Here is a 15,874-nt window from a genome sequence, read left to right as displayed (position 1 = left end):
AAACGGCGGCTTTGATTTTCAGAGCCGCCGTTTCTTTACGTTTACACAAACCAATGACGACTTGCAGGGACACGGTAGCCGATTGGAGGTTATTTTGCCGTGTCCTTCTTTTTGTTTCGCAGTATCCATGATCTGCACCAGCTAAAAAAAGCGTAGCCCCTCCGTCGGAGCAGTCCGGCTTTGGATATGAACTATACCATGTAAGCAATCTTCTTTACAAAACATTTCTGCGCCCAGCAGGTCCGTTGCGACTTGCTGGGCGCTTTTTGCTGTTTTCTGAGGACAAGCCCGCCTCGAAAAAAATTTTCAAGAAATTTTCAAAAAGGAGACTTTTAGCGGGTAGCGAGCGGCTTTGCGTTCGCCTTGTTAGCGGAAAGGGAGAAACCCACCTCATTCCCCCAGGAAAGGGGGTGAAAAGATGGATATGATCCCCCGCAATGACTATGGCGAGCGGTGCCAGTTCGATGCTTACTGCAAGCTGGTACTGTACCATGAGGCAATCGACTACCTCCGGGAAATGCAGAGGCGCCGTGACAGGGAACTGTCATTCAGCGACCTTCCGCAGATGGAGATGGACAAGCTCATTCCATTGTCAGCATGAGCTGACAAGCCCGGTCTGAAAGCGGAAACAGCTTACCCTTTCCCTGTTTCTCTCTTTCGTGAACGGAGTAAGCACCTTGACAAAGAAAGCCCGTTGGGAGGCCAACGCCGCAGTATAAGGCAAACGGATACATTCCTGTTTATGCCGAGCCATACGACAGGTGCGCCATGACCTCGTTTCAAGTCCGCAGGACGGGACCACTGTAACGGGCGAGCGAACAGCACCAGACCGCAAAGCAAGCGTAGCGGCTTGCGGGCAATGACACACAGACAGGGTCAAAGATACTCGCGCATTGAACGCCCGCAAAGCATTGTGCGCCGCACCCATCAGCATGGGCCGGGGTTAGACTCCCGTGGAGCTGTGCCAGCAGCCGTCCGTAAGCCTACTTTTCTTTTTTGAAAGTTTATGGATAGATCGTAAACTTTTCAATTAGCAGCAGACAAACACGGAGCAGCACGGTAAAATAATGGTGGAAGTTATATTACCCACACATATTCGTGCTGTTCCTTTTCATAACTGAAAGGGGGTTCTCATGTCTCAAACATGGAACGGCACGAAGAAAGAACCCCCTGAAAGAAGGACGTATACGGTTGACGATATTGCTCAAATTCTGGGCATCGGAAGAACTTCCGCATATATCCTTGTAAAAGAAGGGCACTTCAAAATCGTGCGAATTGGTAACGCCATACGCATTTCCAAGCGGTCATTTAACGAGTGGCTTGACTCCCTCGATCTGTGATCCAAGAAAGGAAGAACGATATGGCATCTATAATCAAGCGAAAGAAAAATTATTCCGTTGTTTACAACTATGTGGATGAAAACGGAGAAACCAAACAGAAGTGGGAAACCTGGCATACCCACAAAGAGGCCTTAAAGCGCAAGGCGGAAATCGAAAATCAGCAGCACACGGGAACTTTTCTCCCACCAAGCAATCAGACGATCACCGAGTTCCTTTATGACTTCGTATCTCTTTACGGAGAAAAGAAATGGGGCGTGTCTATGTATGACGGCCAAACGGCACTGATTGCGAACTATATCAATCCGATCATCGGTGATATGGAGGTACAGGCGGTTACTCCCCGTGCGGTTGACGGTTATATTCAGACCTTGCAGAAAACCAAGTCGGTGTCTACCAAGACCCGAAAGGCCGTTACCACCTATGTCAGCGACAAAACCATTGAAAAGATCATCAAGCTCCTGCGGTGTGCGTTTAAGCAGGCGGTACGATGGGAAATCATTGCAAGAAATCCCTTTGACAATGTGATCCTCCCGAAAACGGAGTACGCAAAACGGGATATCTGGACAGCGGACATGATCCGTCTTGCCTTGGACAAATGCACGGACAGCAAGCTCTATGTAGCAATGAACCTTTCCTTTGCCTGCTCTCTGCGTATGGGTGAAATCCTGGGGCTGACCTGGGAGAACGTCCATATTTCCGATGAAGATATTGCGGCGGATAACGCCTATGTCTACATCGACAAGGAGCTGACGAGGGCTTCCAAACGGGCGATTGAAACGCTGGGTGAGAAGGATATCTATTACATCTTCACTCCGCTCATGCCGAACACCAGCACAAGAATTGTTCTGAAAAAGCCGAAAACCGATTCCAGTACCACCTACAAACTGAAACTCAACCACGGCGATCTGAAAGCCACCCAGGGCGATACAGGCCATGCCGAGATCGACATGATAACCAGTATCTATGCTCACATTCTGGACGAGGATAGAAAGGTCAATGCTCAGAAATTCGAGACTACTTTCTATGCCAAGCCTGATCTCCGCAATGTCCGTCCGCCGGAAGAACCGACAAAATCGGAGCCTGTGCCCCTGGACCTTGAAAGCCTTGTGGCGCAGCTTCAGAAGTCGCCGGAACTGGCAAGTGCGCTCGCAGCCCTGATAGCGGCGCAAGCCCCGGCAAAGTGATCCGAAAAATCGAATTAGCAAAACGCAGAATTTTCTTAGCAAATTTCTGAAAAGCGTTCGAGTCCAATTAGCATATATACATCATGCGGCGCATAAAAATCTCCCGGTAACGGAAGTGAAATTACCGGGAGAAGTAGGAACAAAAAAACGCTGCAAACCCCGAAAAAAGGCTTGCAGCGGTGCTTTCTGGCGTCCCAGAGAGGATTTGAACCTCCGACCCCACGCTTAGGAGAACTTGCAACCAAATTAACTAACGTATCACCTAAGCTCCTCTCATACCCTGCGAAGTCCCTAATTTCCTGGATTTCACCAGGATGGAATAGCCTCAAATTCCATCTCATTCCCTAACGCATTCTACTGTGTACTTAGCATTTAGTTAGCAGTATTTTGATTTGAACTGCGTTCAGCCACCAAGCACTTAGCAGATTTTTCCCTTACTGGACGTCATTAGATTTCTAAAAATATATATGTTCTTACAAAGCATTTTACCACACATAAACCTTATTATGCAATTAGTAGAAAGGAATTATTATCTATGGATTACCAATTAGAATTAAAACAAATTGTGGATTTTCCACGCTGCCGGATTTACCGGGAATTTATACAAACGCTCATCAAGGACAGAAACATTCGTACAAACGGAAGTTCCTGTCTTTTTTATTTCCTGATTCTCTGCTCCTATGCAAACTACTCTTCATCCTACCGTAACATAGAACATCTGACCTATAATGTTGCTCCGGGAGAATGGAGCTGCACACTGAAAGAACTGCAGCATCAGTTCCGTTTCCGGTTTCAGCACCAGGTTCTTTCTGTTCTGGATACCTTGGCAGAACAAAATTTCCTGACTTACACCTTGCATGAGAAAAATCGCATCATCAGATACAAGATCGTAGACTGGCCCAAAGACAATACAGCGCTTTCCTACAATTTTCCCTGCAAAAAAGACATTGGATTTTTCTTCTTTCCAATCACAAATGTTCATAAGCTGATTCACATGGGAAAATGTTCCGAGATGGATGCTCTTCTGGATCTTTGGATCCATGCAGTCTATAATGATCCGTCTGTACGTTGTTCTGATTCCGGTCCGGTTGTTTACTTCAGAAATCAAACCGGCAATCCACTCTTCAGTTATCAATACTTGGCAGAACGCTGGCAGCAATCCAAATCTTCCGTACAATCTGTATGGGATTTTTCTGTGTCTGACTGTATTTGGACTGATTACCTTCCTGCTGATGCGAATGGGAAATGATCGAAATGGAGAAATCAGTGATCGTGACCGAAATTTTAATTACTCCACGCAGGGAACCTACGGCACTTCCGGATTTATGACATCGGATGAAATGTTTAAAGTTTTGGAATTAGCTGGAGATGTAAGGAAAAATCAGGGAACCATTCTGGGAAAACTGAATGGGAAAGCTGTATGTCTTCCAAACAAAACGCGGCTAAATAGAAACATTGCTGTCTACGGTGCATCCGGAAGTATGAAAAGCCGCGCCTTTGCCCGCAATATGATCTTCCAGTGTGTTGCCAGAGGAGAAAGTTTAATCATTACTGATCCCAAAAGCGAACTCTATGAAAGTATGTCTGTTTATTTGGAAAATGAAGATTATACAGTGAAAGCATTTAATCTGGTCAATCCGGAAAACTCCGACAGTTGGAATTGTCTGGGTGAAATCAACGGACAGGAAACGATGGCTCAAGTATTTGCAGATGTCATTATCCAGAATACGGGTTCCGGAAAAGGAGATCATTTCTGGGATAATGCGGAGATGAATCTGCTAAAAGCCTTAGTCCTCTATGTGGATCAAGGATTTCCTGCAGAAGCAAAAAATATCGGACAGGTTTACAAATTATTGACTATGAGTTCAGAAAAAGAACTAAACAGCCTGTTCGATCTGCTTCCGGTATCCCATCCAGCGAAAGTTCCCTACTGTATCTACAAGCAAGCCAGTGATACTGTGCGAAGCGGTGTTATTATCGGCTTAGGTGCCAGACTTCAGGTATTTCAGAATAAACTCATTCGGCAAATTACCTCTTATGATGAAATAGATCTGGCACTTCCAGGGAAACAGAAATGTGCTTACTTTTGCATTTAAAATCGGTCAGCGTGTACAGACTACTTCCAACAGCGATTACGCAGGATTGTCAGGTGTGATTTTGGAAATTCATACCGGCGAAGATAAAGAAACCGACAATCTGACACCTGATATTCACTGCAGCTTTGATTTTCCTGAATCTGAAGCAGAAATTCAGAAACTAGAGGAACGTTTCTCTTCCCTTTACAATATGCCAAAAAAACTGGATGAGCTTGCTTTAGATGAAGTAATCATGTCCCCGAATGAACTGATTCTTATTCCGGAAGAACCCACTCGTCTTCTTCATTATATTGGTACAGATGAATGGGCTCGCCCGGTATACCAGGATCAGTATGGGAAGTTGTGGAAAGATGTAGAACTTGGTGACTTTGAAATTCCTCACCTACACTCCGCAGTTGGAAATGAATTTGATGGAGAACCGGATATGCCTATCCGGAAACCATTTAAAATTCTAACAGATAAACCGAAAAATCCTTATGAATTTCAGTACATGATGCTTAGCCGTTTACAAAGCGACTGTGAGTATTACTTGAATTACGGAAACCGTTGTACTGGACGTCTGTATTATCTGGATGAAGAAAAACAAATTGCCGCCATGAAAAAACTCGGGAAAGAATTTCCTGATGATGGAAAACCAGAATGGTTGACATGGGAGCAAATTCTGGAATATGAAAAAGCAATGTGCCCAGCTATAAAATAATAATATCTTTACAAATTTTTTTAAGGAGAATGAGTATGACTGCAATAAATGAACTAAAAGAACAATTAGGATACATAGAAATCGGTCTCAATGATACATTTACATTTCATTGCACTCAGTGCGGAAAGTGCTGCATCCACCAGGAGGATATTCTCTTGTCCCCAAAGGATCTGTTTAACATAGCAAAAAAATTTCAGATTACACCAAAAGATGCCTTTGAACAATATTGCGAAACTTATATTGGATCTAACTCCCGTTTCCCAATAGTTCGACTGAAACCACGAGGAAGTGTCCAACGCTGCCCACTATTAAAAGATCGGAAATGTTTGGTACACGATGTAAAACCTGCAGTTTGTGCTATGTTTCCGATTGGTCGGTATCTTGCACTTCCTGATAATGGTGATTTCCCGAAAAATGTGGAAGAAATGTCGGTAGGATACGTGTTTACTAATCCAGATTGCGGAGATGCAACAGAAACCCATACCGTTCAAGAATGGTTCCGTAATTTTAACATTCCGCTAAAAGATGACTATTTCTTTACCTGGACCAAAACGCAGGCAACACTTTGCAAACATCTGCACTTGTTGGAAAAAAGTGTACCGGGTAAGATCATGCTCCGAATATGGAATGCAATCCTGATCTCACTATATCTGAACTATGAGATTACAGAAGATTTTCAAACACAGTTTCAACAAAACTCAGATGCGATCCTATCTTTAATTGAAACATTACGAACCGTTGATGTTCTTATGTCTAATAAAAATTGATGATTGCAAATACTTCGAGCCGCCCAGATGGACGGCTCTTTTCATGTCTGTATAATATTTTTTGTGTTCAACAACTATCTTATTTCCAATATTTCGTCAAGCAGAACCAGATAGGAATAGGCTTCTAAATTGACCTTTCTCAAATATTTCAATGAAGCCAGTTCACTATGCATCAACTTTTTATCACTCATTTCATTGACATCTTCTACCTTTTTGTATGTATTTCCTGTCAGCAGACACATAGCCAGATACATGACTCTTACAGCTCGTACAGCAGCAATTTCCGGGCTGTAATTTTCTGCATAAATATGTCCTCGCAGATCACGAATCCCTTTGACATAAAGCGGATATTCCTTTGCACCTATCTTTCCACGCGATGCGATACTAAATGCAGCATCAAAGGTATCCCACAGGCAATCCTGTGCCGTAGCATTGATGCCTCTGTATGCGATTTCTGCCTGAGCAATACGCTGGTACGTCGGAAGGATTTTACTGCTGTCCGTAAAAATCTCCAACAGTGAAACGACATCATAAAACTGTTTCATCACTTCCATATCTTTCCCCACATTCAATGGAATTCCTGTTGTATGTGGGGCAAAAGCAGTCAATTTGTCCGCCAGTATACAATCGGCGCTTGGAAGTTCTACGGGAAGATACTTAGGCTCTGTCAGTAACAGATCGTTCCTGATTTCTTTCCTTACTACTTCAGCATAATGGTTTTCTTCAAATAGTACATCCAGCAAAATATAAAATGGTTTCTGGTTAATCGGAGAGTCGTAAGTGAATTTAAAATGCCTCTTTACGATATTATTTTTCCCAACTCGCTTTTGCTCTTCCATGTCCCGGAATGGGAAAATCTCCGAAACCTTTTTCAAATAATCATCCAAGTCTGTCTCCGGATGCACAATAATATCAATATCCGTAGATAATCGCCGCGGCGAATCCATAAGAAGCATCAGGCAGGTTCCACCTTTAAAGATGAACGGCATCTCTACACGCGCCAAGGCTTCCAGTAAACCAAATGCGTAGACTGCCCGTTCTAAAAGGACCGGATCCCTGCGGCTGCTCTGCTGAAGATTTCGGATATGTTCCTCTGTAAAATTTTCTCTTTTGAGCATATTCTTACCTCTTTATTCGTAATGTTATCGTTGTTTGTTCTGCAATGAATGTTCGTATTCTTTTCTCAGCATTGCGACGAGCCGCATAGCGGAAAAGGCAGCTTTCATCTATGATATACCGTAAAAATGCATCCTCGTAAATTGTTGGAAGTTCGCTCTCTCCAATAGATTCAAGCCATAAGGATTCCGTCAATAGATCCACAAGCAGTTTCTCCAGTCTTGCTTTCCAAGGTTCCTTTTTACTTCTAGGTGCCTCTGTGGTTAATTTCTGGATGACAATCATATTTTCTGACCAATATTGATGGAATAACTCCACACTCGGATTCAGTAATACTTTTCCCGGATATTTTTCCTTTAAAGTCTCAAAAACAAACTCCTTCAGATCATCCTCTACTGAAAGAAACAGAATATTATGTGCAATCTGATGGTTCACAAATTCATTTATCTGGATAAGCTCTGTAATCGAAAATTCCAAAAAAGGATGATTCGTCTTCATTATATCTGCAACATCTTCAGCAAGCTGTGAATAAGTATAATCATAACTGGCTTCCTCATTTACAGGAATACAGTATGCGTTTCTTCCTACACGAGCAATTTTTCCTTCATCCAACAATTTATTTAATTCTTTTTTGAATACAGAAGGACTCATACAAATTCCATCTGATACAAAAGCATCTCTTAAATCTGTTCTGTTAAAGCCAACTCTGTTATTCAGGTAATCTGTCCAACACATATTTTCCACCACCTTATCGTAGCATTTCGGCAGTAATTTGATTTTATTGCCGTTTTGCTATCATCATTATATGCCTTTCTCTTTTTAAAAGTCAATAGCATTTCGGCAGTAACTCAACTTTACTGCCGAAATGCTACCATTATTTATTATTTCACTTTTCATAAAAAATATGTATTTAGAAGCAGAAATACCACCTGGCACACTCCGTTGCTCATAAATGTTTTTCTCTCAAATTTTGCATAACTTCGGCTGCATCTAAAAGTTCTTCTCCAGCACTCACTTCCCGTTCTGCAGCGTATATTGCTGCATCAACGGTATTCCGTTGCTCTTCCAATAAGTAAATTTCCAACAATTTTCTACTTCGCCGTAGATCATGAAAACAAAACGGTGACTGTTCCCAAAGGCGATATATTTTTCGCACATAATATTCTCGTGAAGCGCTGAAAAACTTCCCTTGTTTTTTATACAATACTTCCATCACACGCAAGGTTTGTCGCGATACTTTTGGATAATTTCCGTTTAGCTGCTGGTATAAGCATTCAAGTCCTCTTTTCCCTTCAGCTAATAGGATCTGACGTCCCTTCATACAAGACATGTCCATCTTTAATATATCATTCCCGCGAATTCCTGTTTCATAAGCAACTCGTAAAAATAACAATGTTTCCAAATCTCTTTTTTCCATAGCTTCTGTAACACAATTTTATAGTTTTCTCTCGTAACTATTCAGAACTAGCTTTACTCAAAGATGAAATCAGGGTGACCTGTGATCGCATTTTTGATAGCTTCGTAAGCATTGTATCCCTGTTTATGTGCCGTGCCTACGTAGGACATGATTTTCAGATAATCTCTGGCACCCTCCTCAGTTCGGAAGCATCCGGATACTTTGGTCTTCATCCGAAGATCACGTTCTGCCTGGTTGTTATCAAACGGGACATTGAAGTTATGGATAAAAAGGCAGACTGAGGCCTTGTAATTCGCAAGGCGTTCTACAAGGGCAAGGATTTTTCCTTTTTTCTTCCGGCCACGTTTTTTCTCCGCGGTTTTGGGAAGTGGATTTTCCTTCCGGGCCTGTTCGATAAGTTCATCATACTTTTTATCGAACTTATGATAGTGATAATAGCTCAGAAAGTCCTTACCTTTCTCTACAGATTTGTCTTTGACCTTTTTCATTTCCAGTAAAAGGTCTATAAATGCAGATGCCCACTTCTGTTCAGAATGATTTTCATCAATCCCCGTTAATTCACGGAGAAGATGGGCACAGCAGACTGCATGCTGAATATCCGGATAATTCCAGTAGGAAGCCCAGCAGTCGTGCATGGCAATCCCTTTGAATTCCGGGAGAACACCGCATTGTTCCATACCGGCATTTCCACGTTTGGGACTGATATCAAGATAGGTGTATTCACAATTTGAGGCATCATGAACCCACCAGAGTTTTTTATCCACTCTGGTTCCTGTTTCATCGAAATGTCCAAGTGCGGAACCAATCATTTTATCCTTGATCTTACCTACTGTTTCACTCAGACTGTCAGCGCATCTTTTTACCATGCTGCTGATCGTTCCTGTTGCAATTGGAATGTTAAATACTCCGGAAAGAATCTCATGGGTGCGTTTGATGCTGACTGCACCTACGATATTTAGCGCAACAGCTAGTGACTGAAGGTTTTCGCCATACTGTACGGCTGCTTTTACGTCAGAAGGGAAAGCACCTCTGCGTGTATCTCCATACAGCATACAGATTGGAAGTCCCAGTGCCTGATGCTCCGTTACATTGACTGTAACAACCGCATCAATAACATGGCGTTTCTCTGCAATGCATGCAGTGCCCTTGCATATCTGATAATGTGGGCATCCTTCACATGCAGAAGGCATATGTGTGACTATTTTATCCGGAGCTGTTATTACCGCTAAATGTGTCCCCTGATGTCCGTTCTGTCCACCAACCTTTTTGCCAGATGGTTTTCGCAGACTCTTTGGGGCAGGCTTTTTGAAACCATCACTTGAAGGTGGTTTGGAACTGTTTTTGGAGTTCTTATTAAGCTGTTCCTTTAGTTCCTGTATCGTCTGATTGAGTTGAGCGATTAACTGTGTCTGCGCATTGATTGTAGCATTCAGAGAATCTACAGTTGATGTTAATGAATTAACCTGCTGTAATAACTGCTTATTCATTTCATCTTTTGTCAATCAGACCACCTTCTTCCGTTAAAATTTGATACTTCTATTTTAACGGAAAATGGGATAAAAAGCGAATCGTAAGATTTTGGCATACTGTCAAAATGACGGTGGATAACCAGAAAAAATCAGAGATTAAATGCTGATAACACCCGGATAAAATCCACAAAAATGCTGTTATCTGGGTAAAACTAAGGAGTTATGTTTCAGAAATCCACAAACCCAAAGCACTTGGCAACCAAACTGAAAAATTATCCACATTTTACACTAAAACGATGACGAAACAGAAATTTTATTTTCTCTGTTTTGCCGAAAAATTAAGATGTACTTAACGGGGTACTGAATAGTTACCAATGCACAAAAAATGGATAAAGAATTTTATTCTACGCTTAATGATGATACAGACAATCCAAAGCAAGATACCGACTTAACCGATAGTGATATGGCATTATTGGAACTGATTAAATCTTTATCGCCAGAAATGAAAGAGCAATTTTTAAAGCAGGCACTTCAAAGATAGAATTTCAAAAGTGTTAGCAAATTTCAAAAAAACCAGCGATTTTTCTTCAAAAATAAAAAAGTGTTAGCAAGCCTATTTCCTTAAAAGTCTTAAAAAATATCGAATAAAAAATGATTGATTGAAAACAAATCATATTCAGCGTAAATAGAAAGCCATAAATAAGAAAACGCTGAAAACCTTGTAAAATAAGGCTTTCAGCGGAGTTTGTGGCGTCCCAGACAGGAGTCGAACCTGCGACGTTTCGCTTAGGAGGCGAACCCTCTATCCTGCTGAGGTACTGGGACATTCTTAAAAATCTATTCAATTTTATCTAGTTATCATATCAAAAGGCGTTTGTTCCACCTAGCCCTTAGGAGGGCATCGCTCTATCCACTGAGCTACAGAGACACTTTATATATTATAACGGTTATATTTAACCATTACAACCCTTGTATTTACAGCGTTTTTCAGATATTGCGCTGTGCTAATATTTTAGAACTGAACCCTTAGTGTTGGAAACGAACCATCTGCCAATTAGGAGGCGAACCCTCTATCCAGCTGAACTATATGGACATATATAGTTGTGAAACATTTCGAACACTTCCAAAAGTTTCACAACTATTATTTTACTATATTTATTTTGAAATTACAAGAATTAATTCTAAATTCGAAAACTTAATAGTGCAGCTGACCCTGCAGCCAGATTGTTCCTTTGAAGCGGCGTCCAACTGCCGGTTCACCGAGAAGATCTTTGCTGTTGATGCAGATATCAAACTGTATATCATTGCTCTCTATAGTCATCTGGCAGATTTCTTCACCTGTCAGGATATTCTTAAATTTCATGATATCCAGAATCTCACCAAGAACATTATACTGATCACATTCAATTCCATAAGGCATGAAATAAGAGTCCACGATCGTGAGAACATCATCTGTAACAATTCTCTGGGAAATCATGGAGTAAGTATCCATATCCTCCATTGTAAGGCTCTCCATAGCTTCCTCATCACCATTACGCGCTGCTGCGATCAGATTAGTCCTGTTTTTGGAAAGCTCTCTCTCCACCTTTACCTCTTCCTTATCCTTCTGCAGCGGAAACAGGATCTTTCCCTCAGAAGCCAGACCGGAAACCGTCACCGGACGGTCTCCCGGGTCTTTCAGGCCTTTGTATTTCTCCTGCATATATTCTGCCAGATTCTGCAGATAAAAGATCATAGTCATGCCAATACGCAAATCATCACATGCTCCTGCATAAGATTCCTTATCTGTATGACGTTCAACAGTCACTTTTTCCCTGGATGTGATTCCTGTTCCCCTGAAAAATGGGAAATAATATTCCACGTGAAACTCACCGTTCTCATCGTACTGACCACAAACGCTGATTCCACAGTCACAGCCATAATTCTTGGAAAACTGTACAAAGACGCCTTCCGGATGATTTTCCACGCAAACCTTTTCATCGTAGCTTGCGATCACATCACGGATGATCTCTTTTATTTCACTTCTTCTGGTAATCTGTGAAAAACCAACGGTCTTTAAATAACTGTGCACAAGAACACCTCCCTGAAAAAGCCTGCGTTTCTCTTACGCGCGTGTCTTTTTCTCAATCTTTGTCATACCACCCATATATGGCTGCAGAGCTTTTGGAATGTTTACAGATCCATCTGCATTCAGGTTATTCTCCAAGAAAGCAATGAGCATTCTCGGAGGTGCTACTACTGTATTGTTTAATGTATGAGCAAGATATTTCTTGCCATCTTTGCCGTTTACACGGATTTTCAAACGACGTGCCTGTGCATCTCCAAGGTTGGAGCAGCTTCCTACCTCAAAGTATTTCTTCTGACGTGGAGACCATGCCTCAACATCGAGGGATTTTACCTTAAGATCAGCAAGGTCACCGGAGCAGCACTCAAGCGTACGAACCGGAATATCAAGAGAACGGAACAGATCTACTGTATTCTGCCACAGCTTGTCGAACCACATCTTACTCTCCTCTGGCTTGCAAACAACGATCATCTCCTGTTTCTCGAACTGATGAATACGGTAAACACCTCTCTCCTCAAGTCCATGAGCACCTTTCTCTTTACGGAAGCACGGAGAATAGCTTGTAAGTGTCTTCGGAAGCTCTTCCTCCGGAATAATCTGGTCAATGAATTTACCGATCATGGAATGCTCACTTGTTCCGATCAGGTAAAGATCCTCTCCCTCAATCTTGTACATCATAGCATCCATCTCCGCAAAGCTCATAACGCCTGTAACAACGTTGCTTCTGATCATGAAAGGCGGTACGCAGTAAGTAAATCCCCGGTTGATCATGAAATCTCTTGCATAGGAAATTACTGCGGAATGAAGGCGTGCGATATCACCCATCAGATAATAGAATCCGTTACCGGCAACACGTCTTGCGCTGTCAAGATCGATTCCATCAAAATTCTCCATGATATCTGTATGATACGGAACTTCAAAATCCGGAACAACCGGCTCACCAAATTTCTCAATCTCTACGTTCTGGCTGTCGTCTTTACCGATCGGTACAGAAGGATCGATGATGTTCGGGATCACCATCATATCTTTCAGAAGCTCTTCCTCAACCTCTTTCTCTCTCTGAGAAAGTTCCTCAATACGAGTTCCGGATGCAGCAACCTGTTTTTTAACCTCTTCTGCCTCTTCTCTTTTTCCCTGGCCCATAAGAGCACCGATCTGTTTGGAGATCTTGTTTCTCTCAGCACGGAGAGCCTCAACCTCCTGCTTAATCTCTCTGTTTTCTTTATCAAGTTCGAGAACCTTGTCAACCAGCTCCAGTTTGCTGTCCTGGAACTTATTGCGGATATTCTGCTTTACAACCTCCGGATTCTCTCTCACAAACTTAATGTCTAACATGATATTCCTCCTGTATTAAAAATATTCTTACTCTTTGCAGTTTTTTACTCCTTCTCAATTTCACCAAGGCCAAAGTTTACTGCTTTTCTCAAAGCTTCCACTTCTTCCTGACTAAGTACAACATAAGACTCACCTTTTACGATCTCCTTTAAATAAAGGAAACAGTTATCGCGGCTGTGAACCGCATTCAAGATCAGACCTGTATTGTTTTTATCAAGAAGCGCCAGTGCAAAGCTGAGTTTTCCACCTACATCATCAAATGCATCATACTTTTCAACGCCATATTTGCTGAACATTACATTCATATTTTTTTTGATAAAGCTGATGTCATGATCATGATCTTCCTTTGCTTCATACAGCCGATCGATCTGTGCAAATTTTCTTACAAAAACTTTTTCCAGTGACTGTGCATCTCCGCCTCTCATAAACATCTTGTACTTCCGTTCCAAACGACTGAGACGCATATTGCTACTCACCACATTAATCAGAAGAATGATGGTAAGGATCAGCAAAACAACGATCACAATCCCGGAATCAATTCCCATGCTTTCAAAAATCCCGCTCATTTTGCCTCCTATCTGATAGATTCGAACAGATCAATGATCCTCTCCAGTTCATCTCTGGAATAATATTCAATTTCAATTTTACCTTTGTTGTTTTTCTTTCGCTGAATGGATACCTTTGTTCCCATGATACCTTTCATTTTTTCTTCCAGGCTCTCATAAATGGCATCTTCTGCTGTGTTTCTCTCTGTTTTTACTTTTTTCGCAGGAGAAACCAGATTCTTTACAAGTTTTTCCGTCTCACGAACACTGAGTTTTTCATCAAAAACCTTCATGGCTGTTGTTTCCTGAAGAGCTTCATCAGAAATTCCCAGAAGTGCTCTCGCATGACCAGCTGAGATCATATCTGCAATTACCATTTCCTGAACTTTTGAAGAAAGCTTCAGAAGACGCATGGAATTAGTTACTGCAGTTCTGCTTTTGGCAACTCTGTCTGCGATTTCATCCTGTTTCAGGTGAAACTCTTCCATCAGACGTTTGTATGCCATCGCTTCCTCTATAGGATTCAGGTCTTCCCGCTGAATGTTCTCGATCAGGGAAATTTCTACGATTTCCTGGTCTGTAAACTCTTTTACAACAACAGGAACTTCCTTGAGCCCTGCCATCTTGGCAGCTCTCCAGCGGCGTTCACCTGCAATGATCTCAAAATAATCCTTCTTATCGGATACCAACAACGGCTGAAGAACACCGTACTGTTTAATGGATTCCGAAAGTTCCAGCAGCGCATCCTCATCAAAATGTCTTCTGGGCTGATTCAGATTTGGTTCTACGCTGGAAATTTTCACAAGTCGTTCTGCGGCCGGATTATCTTTTTCAGTTGGTTTGTCTTTTTTTACAACTGCAGATCTTGTCTTTTTTGCAGGTTCCTTTGACGGACCGCCTGCTTTGTTCGGGATCAGTGCGTCAAGACCCTTTCCAAGGCCTCCTGTTCTTCTTCCAGCCATCACTCGCCCTCCCTGCCTATAACTTCTTCTGCCAGGAGGCGATAACTCTCTGCTCCTGTAGATCGTGAATCGTACAGATTGATCGGTTTTCCATAGCTTGGTGCCTCTGCAAGTCGTACATTTCTCGGTATGATCGTTTTGTATATATTCTGGTCCAGGTTTTCTTTTACATTTTCTACAACCTGAAGTGACAGATTTGTTCTGGCATCATACATAGTAAAGACCACGCCTTCGATCTTCAATATCTTATTCAATCGGTCTCTTACCAGTTCGATGGTATGTATCAACTGTGACAAACCTTCCAATGCATAATACTCACACTGAATCGGCACCAGAACGGAGGTTGCGGCTGTCAAAGCATTAATTGTAAGCATACTCAGTGACGGCGGACAATCCATGATTATGTAATCATATTTCCGGCGAAGTTTATCCGTGATCTTTTTCAGAATAAATTCTTTATCCTCAAGATCAACCAGTTCAATTTCTGCACCGGAAAGATTCATATTCGATGGTATCAGGTCAACATTATCTACAACGTTCTTTATAATGGTATCCTTGGTCTCTGCTTCTCCAAGCAGCAGCTCATAAAGGGTGTTTTCTACTGCATTCTTGTCTGCGCCAAGTCCACTGGTCGTATTTCCCTGCGGATCAATGTCGATGGCAAGAACCTTTTTCCCTTTTTCAGCAAGGCAGGCCGATAGATTGATGGCTGTCGTTGATTTTCCAACCCCGCCTTTCTGATTGGCAACTGCAATGATTCGTCCCATTGTACCCCTCCTTTTTATTTTTTTAAGGGATTTTTACTCATTGGATATCATTATAACACTTTTATTTTTAAACTGCCACATAATGTTTCACGTGAAACAATAGAAAATAGG

Annotated in this window: 16 protein-coding genes, 1 tRNA gene and 1 pseudogene; 7 read left to right on the top strand and 11 right to left on the bottom strand. The window is 41.9% G+C overall.

The features are described 5' to 3' along the window. Positions 1-418: 418 nt before the first annotated feature. The 3 genes from V9W66_RS10045 to V9W66_RS10035 all read left to right on the top strand — a co-directional run bounded on the left by V9W66_RS10045 (position 419) and on the right by V9W66_RS10035 (position 2,524). Positions 419-601: a hypothetical protein gene (locus V9W66_RS10045; protein WP_243121809.1), complete on the top strand. Its 183-nt coding sequence runs from the start codon at positions 419-421 to the stop codon at positions 599-601. Positions 602-1,133: 532 nt separating this feature from the next. Further along, positions 1,134-1,340 carry a helix-turn-helix domain-containing protein gene (locus V9W66_RS10040; RefSeq protein WP_144100337.1) on the top strand — a complete coding sequence of 69 codons (207 nt, stop codon included), beginning with the start codon at positions 1,134-1,136 and terminating at the stop codon, positions 1,338-1,340. Positions 1,341-1,360: 20 nt separating this feature from the next. Continuing rightward, a complete protein-coding gene (locus V9W66_RS10035; protein WP_186292801.1) occupies positions 1,361-2,524 on the top strand; it encodes a tyrosine-type recombinase/integrase in 1,164 nt (387 codons plus the stop codon). Positions 2,525-3,218: 694 nt separating this feature from the next. Here V9W66_RS10035 and V9W66_RS10030 read toward each other — a convergent pair. After that, a complete protein-coding gene (locus tag V9W66_RS10030; RefSeq protein WP_186289961.1) occupies positions 3,219-3,566 on the bottom strand; it encodes a hypothetical protein in 348 nt (115 codons plus the stop codon). Positions 3,567-3,687: 121 nt separating this feature from the next. On the opposite strand from V9W66_RS10030, the pseudogene V9W66_RS10025 reads away from it, so the two are divergent. The 3 genes and pseudogenes from V9W66_RS10025 to V9W66_RS10015 all read left to right on the top strand — a co-directional run. Continuing rightward, positions 3,688-4,617: pseudogene (locus tag V9W66_RS10025) on the top strand (type IV secretory system conjugative DNA transfer family protein); the annotation flags it as partial. 193 nt (positions 4,618-4,810) lie between these two features. Further along, entirely contained in the window at positions 4,811-5,320 is a 510-nt protein-coding gene (locus tag V9W66_RS10020) for an LPD11 domain-containing protein (protein ID WP_334296090.1), read from the top strand. Positions 5,321-5,355: 35 nt separating this feature from the next. Beyond that, entirely contained in the window at positions 5,356-6,087 is a 732-nt protein-coding gene (locus V9W66_RS10015; RefSeq protein WP_144092122.1) for a YkgJ family cysteine cluster protein, read from the top strand. Between the two features lie 74 nt (positions 6,088-6,161). Here the strand turns inward: V9W66_RS10015 and V9W66_RS10010 are convergent, their stop codons facing one another. The 4 genes from V9W66_RS10010 to tnpC form a co-directional block, all read right to left on the bottom strand. Continuing rightward, entirely contained in the window at positions 6,162-7,205 is a 1,044-nt protein-coding gene (locus V9W66_RS10010) for a nucleotidyl transferase AbiEii/AbiGii toxin family protein (protein WP_144092124.1), read from the bottom strand. Between the two features lie 4 nt (positions 7,206-7,209). Further along, positions 7,210-7,938 carry a DUF6577 family protein gene (locus tag V9W66_RS10005; RefSeq protein WP_144092126.1) on the bottom strand — a complete coding sequence of 243 codons (729 nt, stop codon included), beginning with the start codon at positions 7,936-7,938 and terminating at the stop codon, positions 7,210-7,212. Between the two features lie 211 nt (positions 7,939-8,149). Continuing rightward, complete coding sequence (locus tag V9W66_RS10000) at positions 8,150-8,620, bottom strand: hypothetical protein (RefSeq protein ID WP_144092128.1); 471 nt, start codon at positions 8,618-8,620, stop codon at positions 8,150-8,152. A gap of 53 nt (positions 8,621-8,673) precedes the next feature. Continuing rightward, positions 8,674-10,122, bottom strand: coding sequence for an IS66 family transposase (tnpC, locus tag V9W66_RS09995; RefSeq protein ID WP_186289962.1), 1,449 nt, complete (start codon positions 10,120-10,122; stop codon positions 8,674-8,676). 352 nt (positions 10,123-10,474) lie between these two features. Between tnpC and V9W66_RS09990 the strand changes: the two genes are divergently transcribed. After that, positions 10,475-10,630 (top strand): hypothetical protein, encoded by a 156-nt coding sequence (locus V9W66_RS09990; protein WP_243121565.1) that lies wholly within the window; start codon positions 10,475-10,477, stop codon positions 10,628-10,630. A gap of 207 nt (positions 10,631-10,837) precedes the next feature. Here the strand turns inward: V9W66_RS09990 and V9W66_RS09985 are convergent. The 6 genes from V9W66_RS09985 to V9W66_RS09960 all read right to left on the bottom strand — a co-directional run bounded on the left by V9W66_RS09985 (position 10,838) and on the right by V9W66_RS09960 (position 15,763). Beyond that, positions 10,838-10,914, bottom strand: a tRNA-Arg gene (locus V9W66_RS09985). A 370-nt stretch (positions 10,915-11,284) separates the two neighbouring features. Further along, positions 11,285-12,160, bottom strand: a complete 876-nt coding sequence (locus V9W66_RS09980) for a DUF3881 family protein (protein WP_144092130.1) — start codon at positions 12,158-12,160, stop codon at positions 11,285-11,287. Between the two features lie 33 nt (positions 12,161-12,193). Then, complete coding sequence (serS, locus tag V9W66_RS09975) at positions 12,194-13,489, bottom strand: serine--tRNA ligase (protein ID WP_015526534.1); 1,296 nt, start codon at positions 13,487-13,489, stop codon at positions 12,194-12,196. A gap of 44 nt (positions 13,490-13,533) precedes the next feature. Next, positions 13,534-14,055: a DUF4446 family protein gene (locus V9W66_RS09970; RefSeq protein WP_144092132.1), complete on the bottom strand. Its 522-nt coding sequence runs from the start codon at positions 14,053-14,055 to the stop codon at positions 13,534-13,536. Between the two features lie 8 nt (positions 14,056-14,063). Next, on the bottom strand, positions 14,064-14,996 hold the full coding sequence (locus tag V9W66_RS09965; protein ID WP_022426830.1) for a ParB/RepB/Spo0J family partition protein: 933 nt from the start codon (positions 14,994-14,996) through the stop codon (positions 14,064-14,066). Next, a complete protein-coding gene (locus tag V9W66_RS09960) occupies positions 14,996-15,763 on the bottom strand; it encodes a ParA family protein (protein WP_144092134.1) in 768 nt (255 codons plus the stop codon). Before V9W66_RS09960 ends, V9W66_RS09965 begins: the two co-directional genes overlap by 1 nt. Positions 15,764-15,874: the final 111 nt, after the last annotated feature.

Source organism: Blautia massiliensis (ex Durand et al. 2017) (assembly GCF_051861785.1).
GTDB lineage: Bacteria > Bacillota > Clostridia > Lachnospirales > Lachnospiraceae > Blautia_A > Blautia_A luti_A.
This window is presented reverse-complemented; position numbering and strand designations above follow the sequence as displayed.

Excerpts from the sequence above, each read along its gene's own strand:
- V9W66_RS10045 (WP_243121809.1), top strand. The coding sequence starts at position 419 with ATGGATATGATCCCCCGCAATGACTATGGCGAGCGGTGCCAGTTCGAT.
- V9W66_RS10040 (WP_144100337.1), top strand. The coding sequence starts at position 1,134 with ATGTCTCAAACATGGAACGGCACGAAGAAAGAACCCCCTGAAAGAAGG.
- V9W66_RS10035 (WP_186292801.1), top strand. The coding sequence starts at position 1,361 with ATGGCATCTATAATCAAGCGAAAGAAAAATTATTCCGTTGTTTACAAC.
- V9W66_RS10030 (WP_186289961.1), bottom strand. The coding sequence starts at position 3,566 with ATGGATCCAAAGATCCAGAAGAGCATCCATCTCGGAACATTTTCCCAT.
- V9W66_RS10020 (WP_334296090.1), top strand. The coding sequence starts at position 4,811 with ATGCCAAAAAAACTGGATGAGCTTGCTTTAGATGAAGTAATCATGTCC.
- V9W66_RS10015 (WP_144092122.1), top strand. The coding sequence starts at position 5,356 with ATGACTGCAATAAATGAACTAAAAGAACAATTAGGATACATAGAAATC.
- V9W66_RS10010 (WP_144092124.1), bottom strand. The coding sequence starts at position 7,205 with ATGCTCAAAAGAGAAAATTTTACAGAGGAACATATCCGAAATCTTCAG.
- V9W66_RS10005 (WP_144092126.1), bottom strand. The coding sequence starts at position 7,938 with ATGTGTTGGACAGATTACCTGAATAACAGAGTTGGCTTTAACAGAACA.
- V9W66_RS10000 (WP_144092128.1), bottom strand. The coding sequence starts at position 8,620 with ATGGAAAAAAGAGATTTGGAAACATTGTTATTTTTACGAGTTGCTTAT.
- V9W66_RS09990 (WP_243121565.1), top strand. The coding sequence starts at position 10,475 with ATGGATAAAGAATTTTATTCTACGCTTAATGATGATACAGACAATCCA.
- serS (WP_015526534.1), bottom strand. The coding sequence starts at position 13,489 with ATGTTAGACATTAAGTTTGTGAGAGAGAATCCGGAGGTTGTAAAGCAG.
- V9W66_RS09970 (WP_144092132.1), bottom strand. The coding sequence starts at position 14,055 with ATGAGCGGGATTTTTGAAAGCATGGGAATTGATTCCGGGATTGTGATC.
- V9W66_RS09965 (WP_022426830.1), bottom strand. The coding sequence starts at position 14,996 with ATGGCTGGAAGAAGAACAGGAGGCCTTGGAAAGGGTCTTGACGCACTG.
- V9W66_RS09960 (WP_144092134.1), bottom strand. The coding sequence starts at position 15,763 with ATGGGACGAATCATTGCAGTTGCCAATCAGAAAGGCGGGGTTGGAAAA.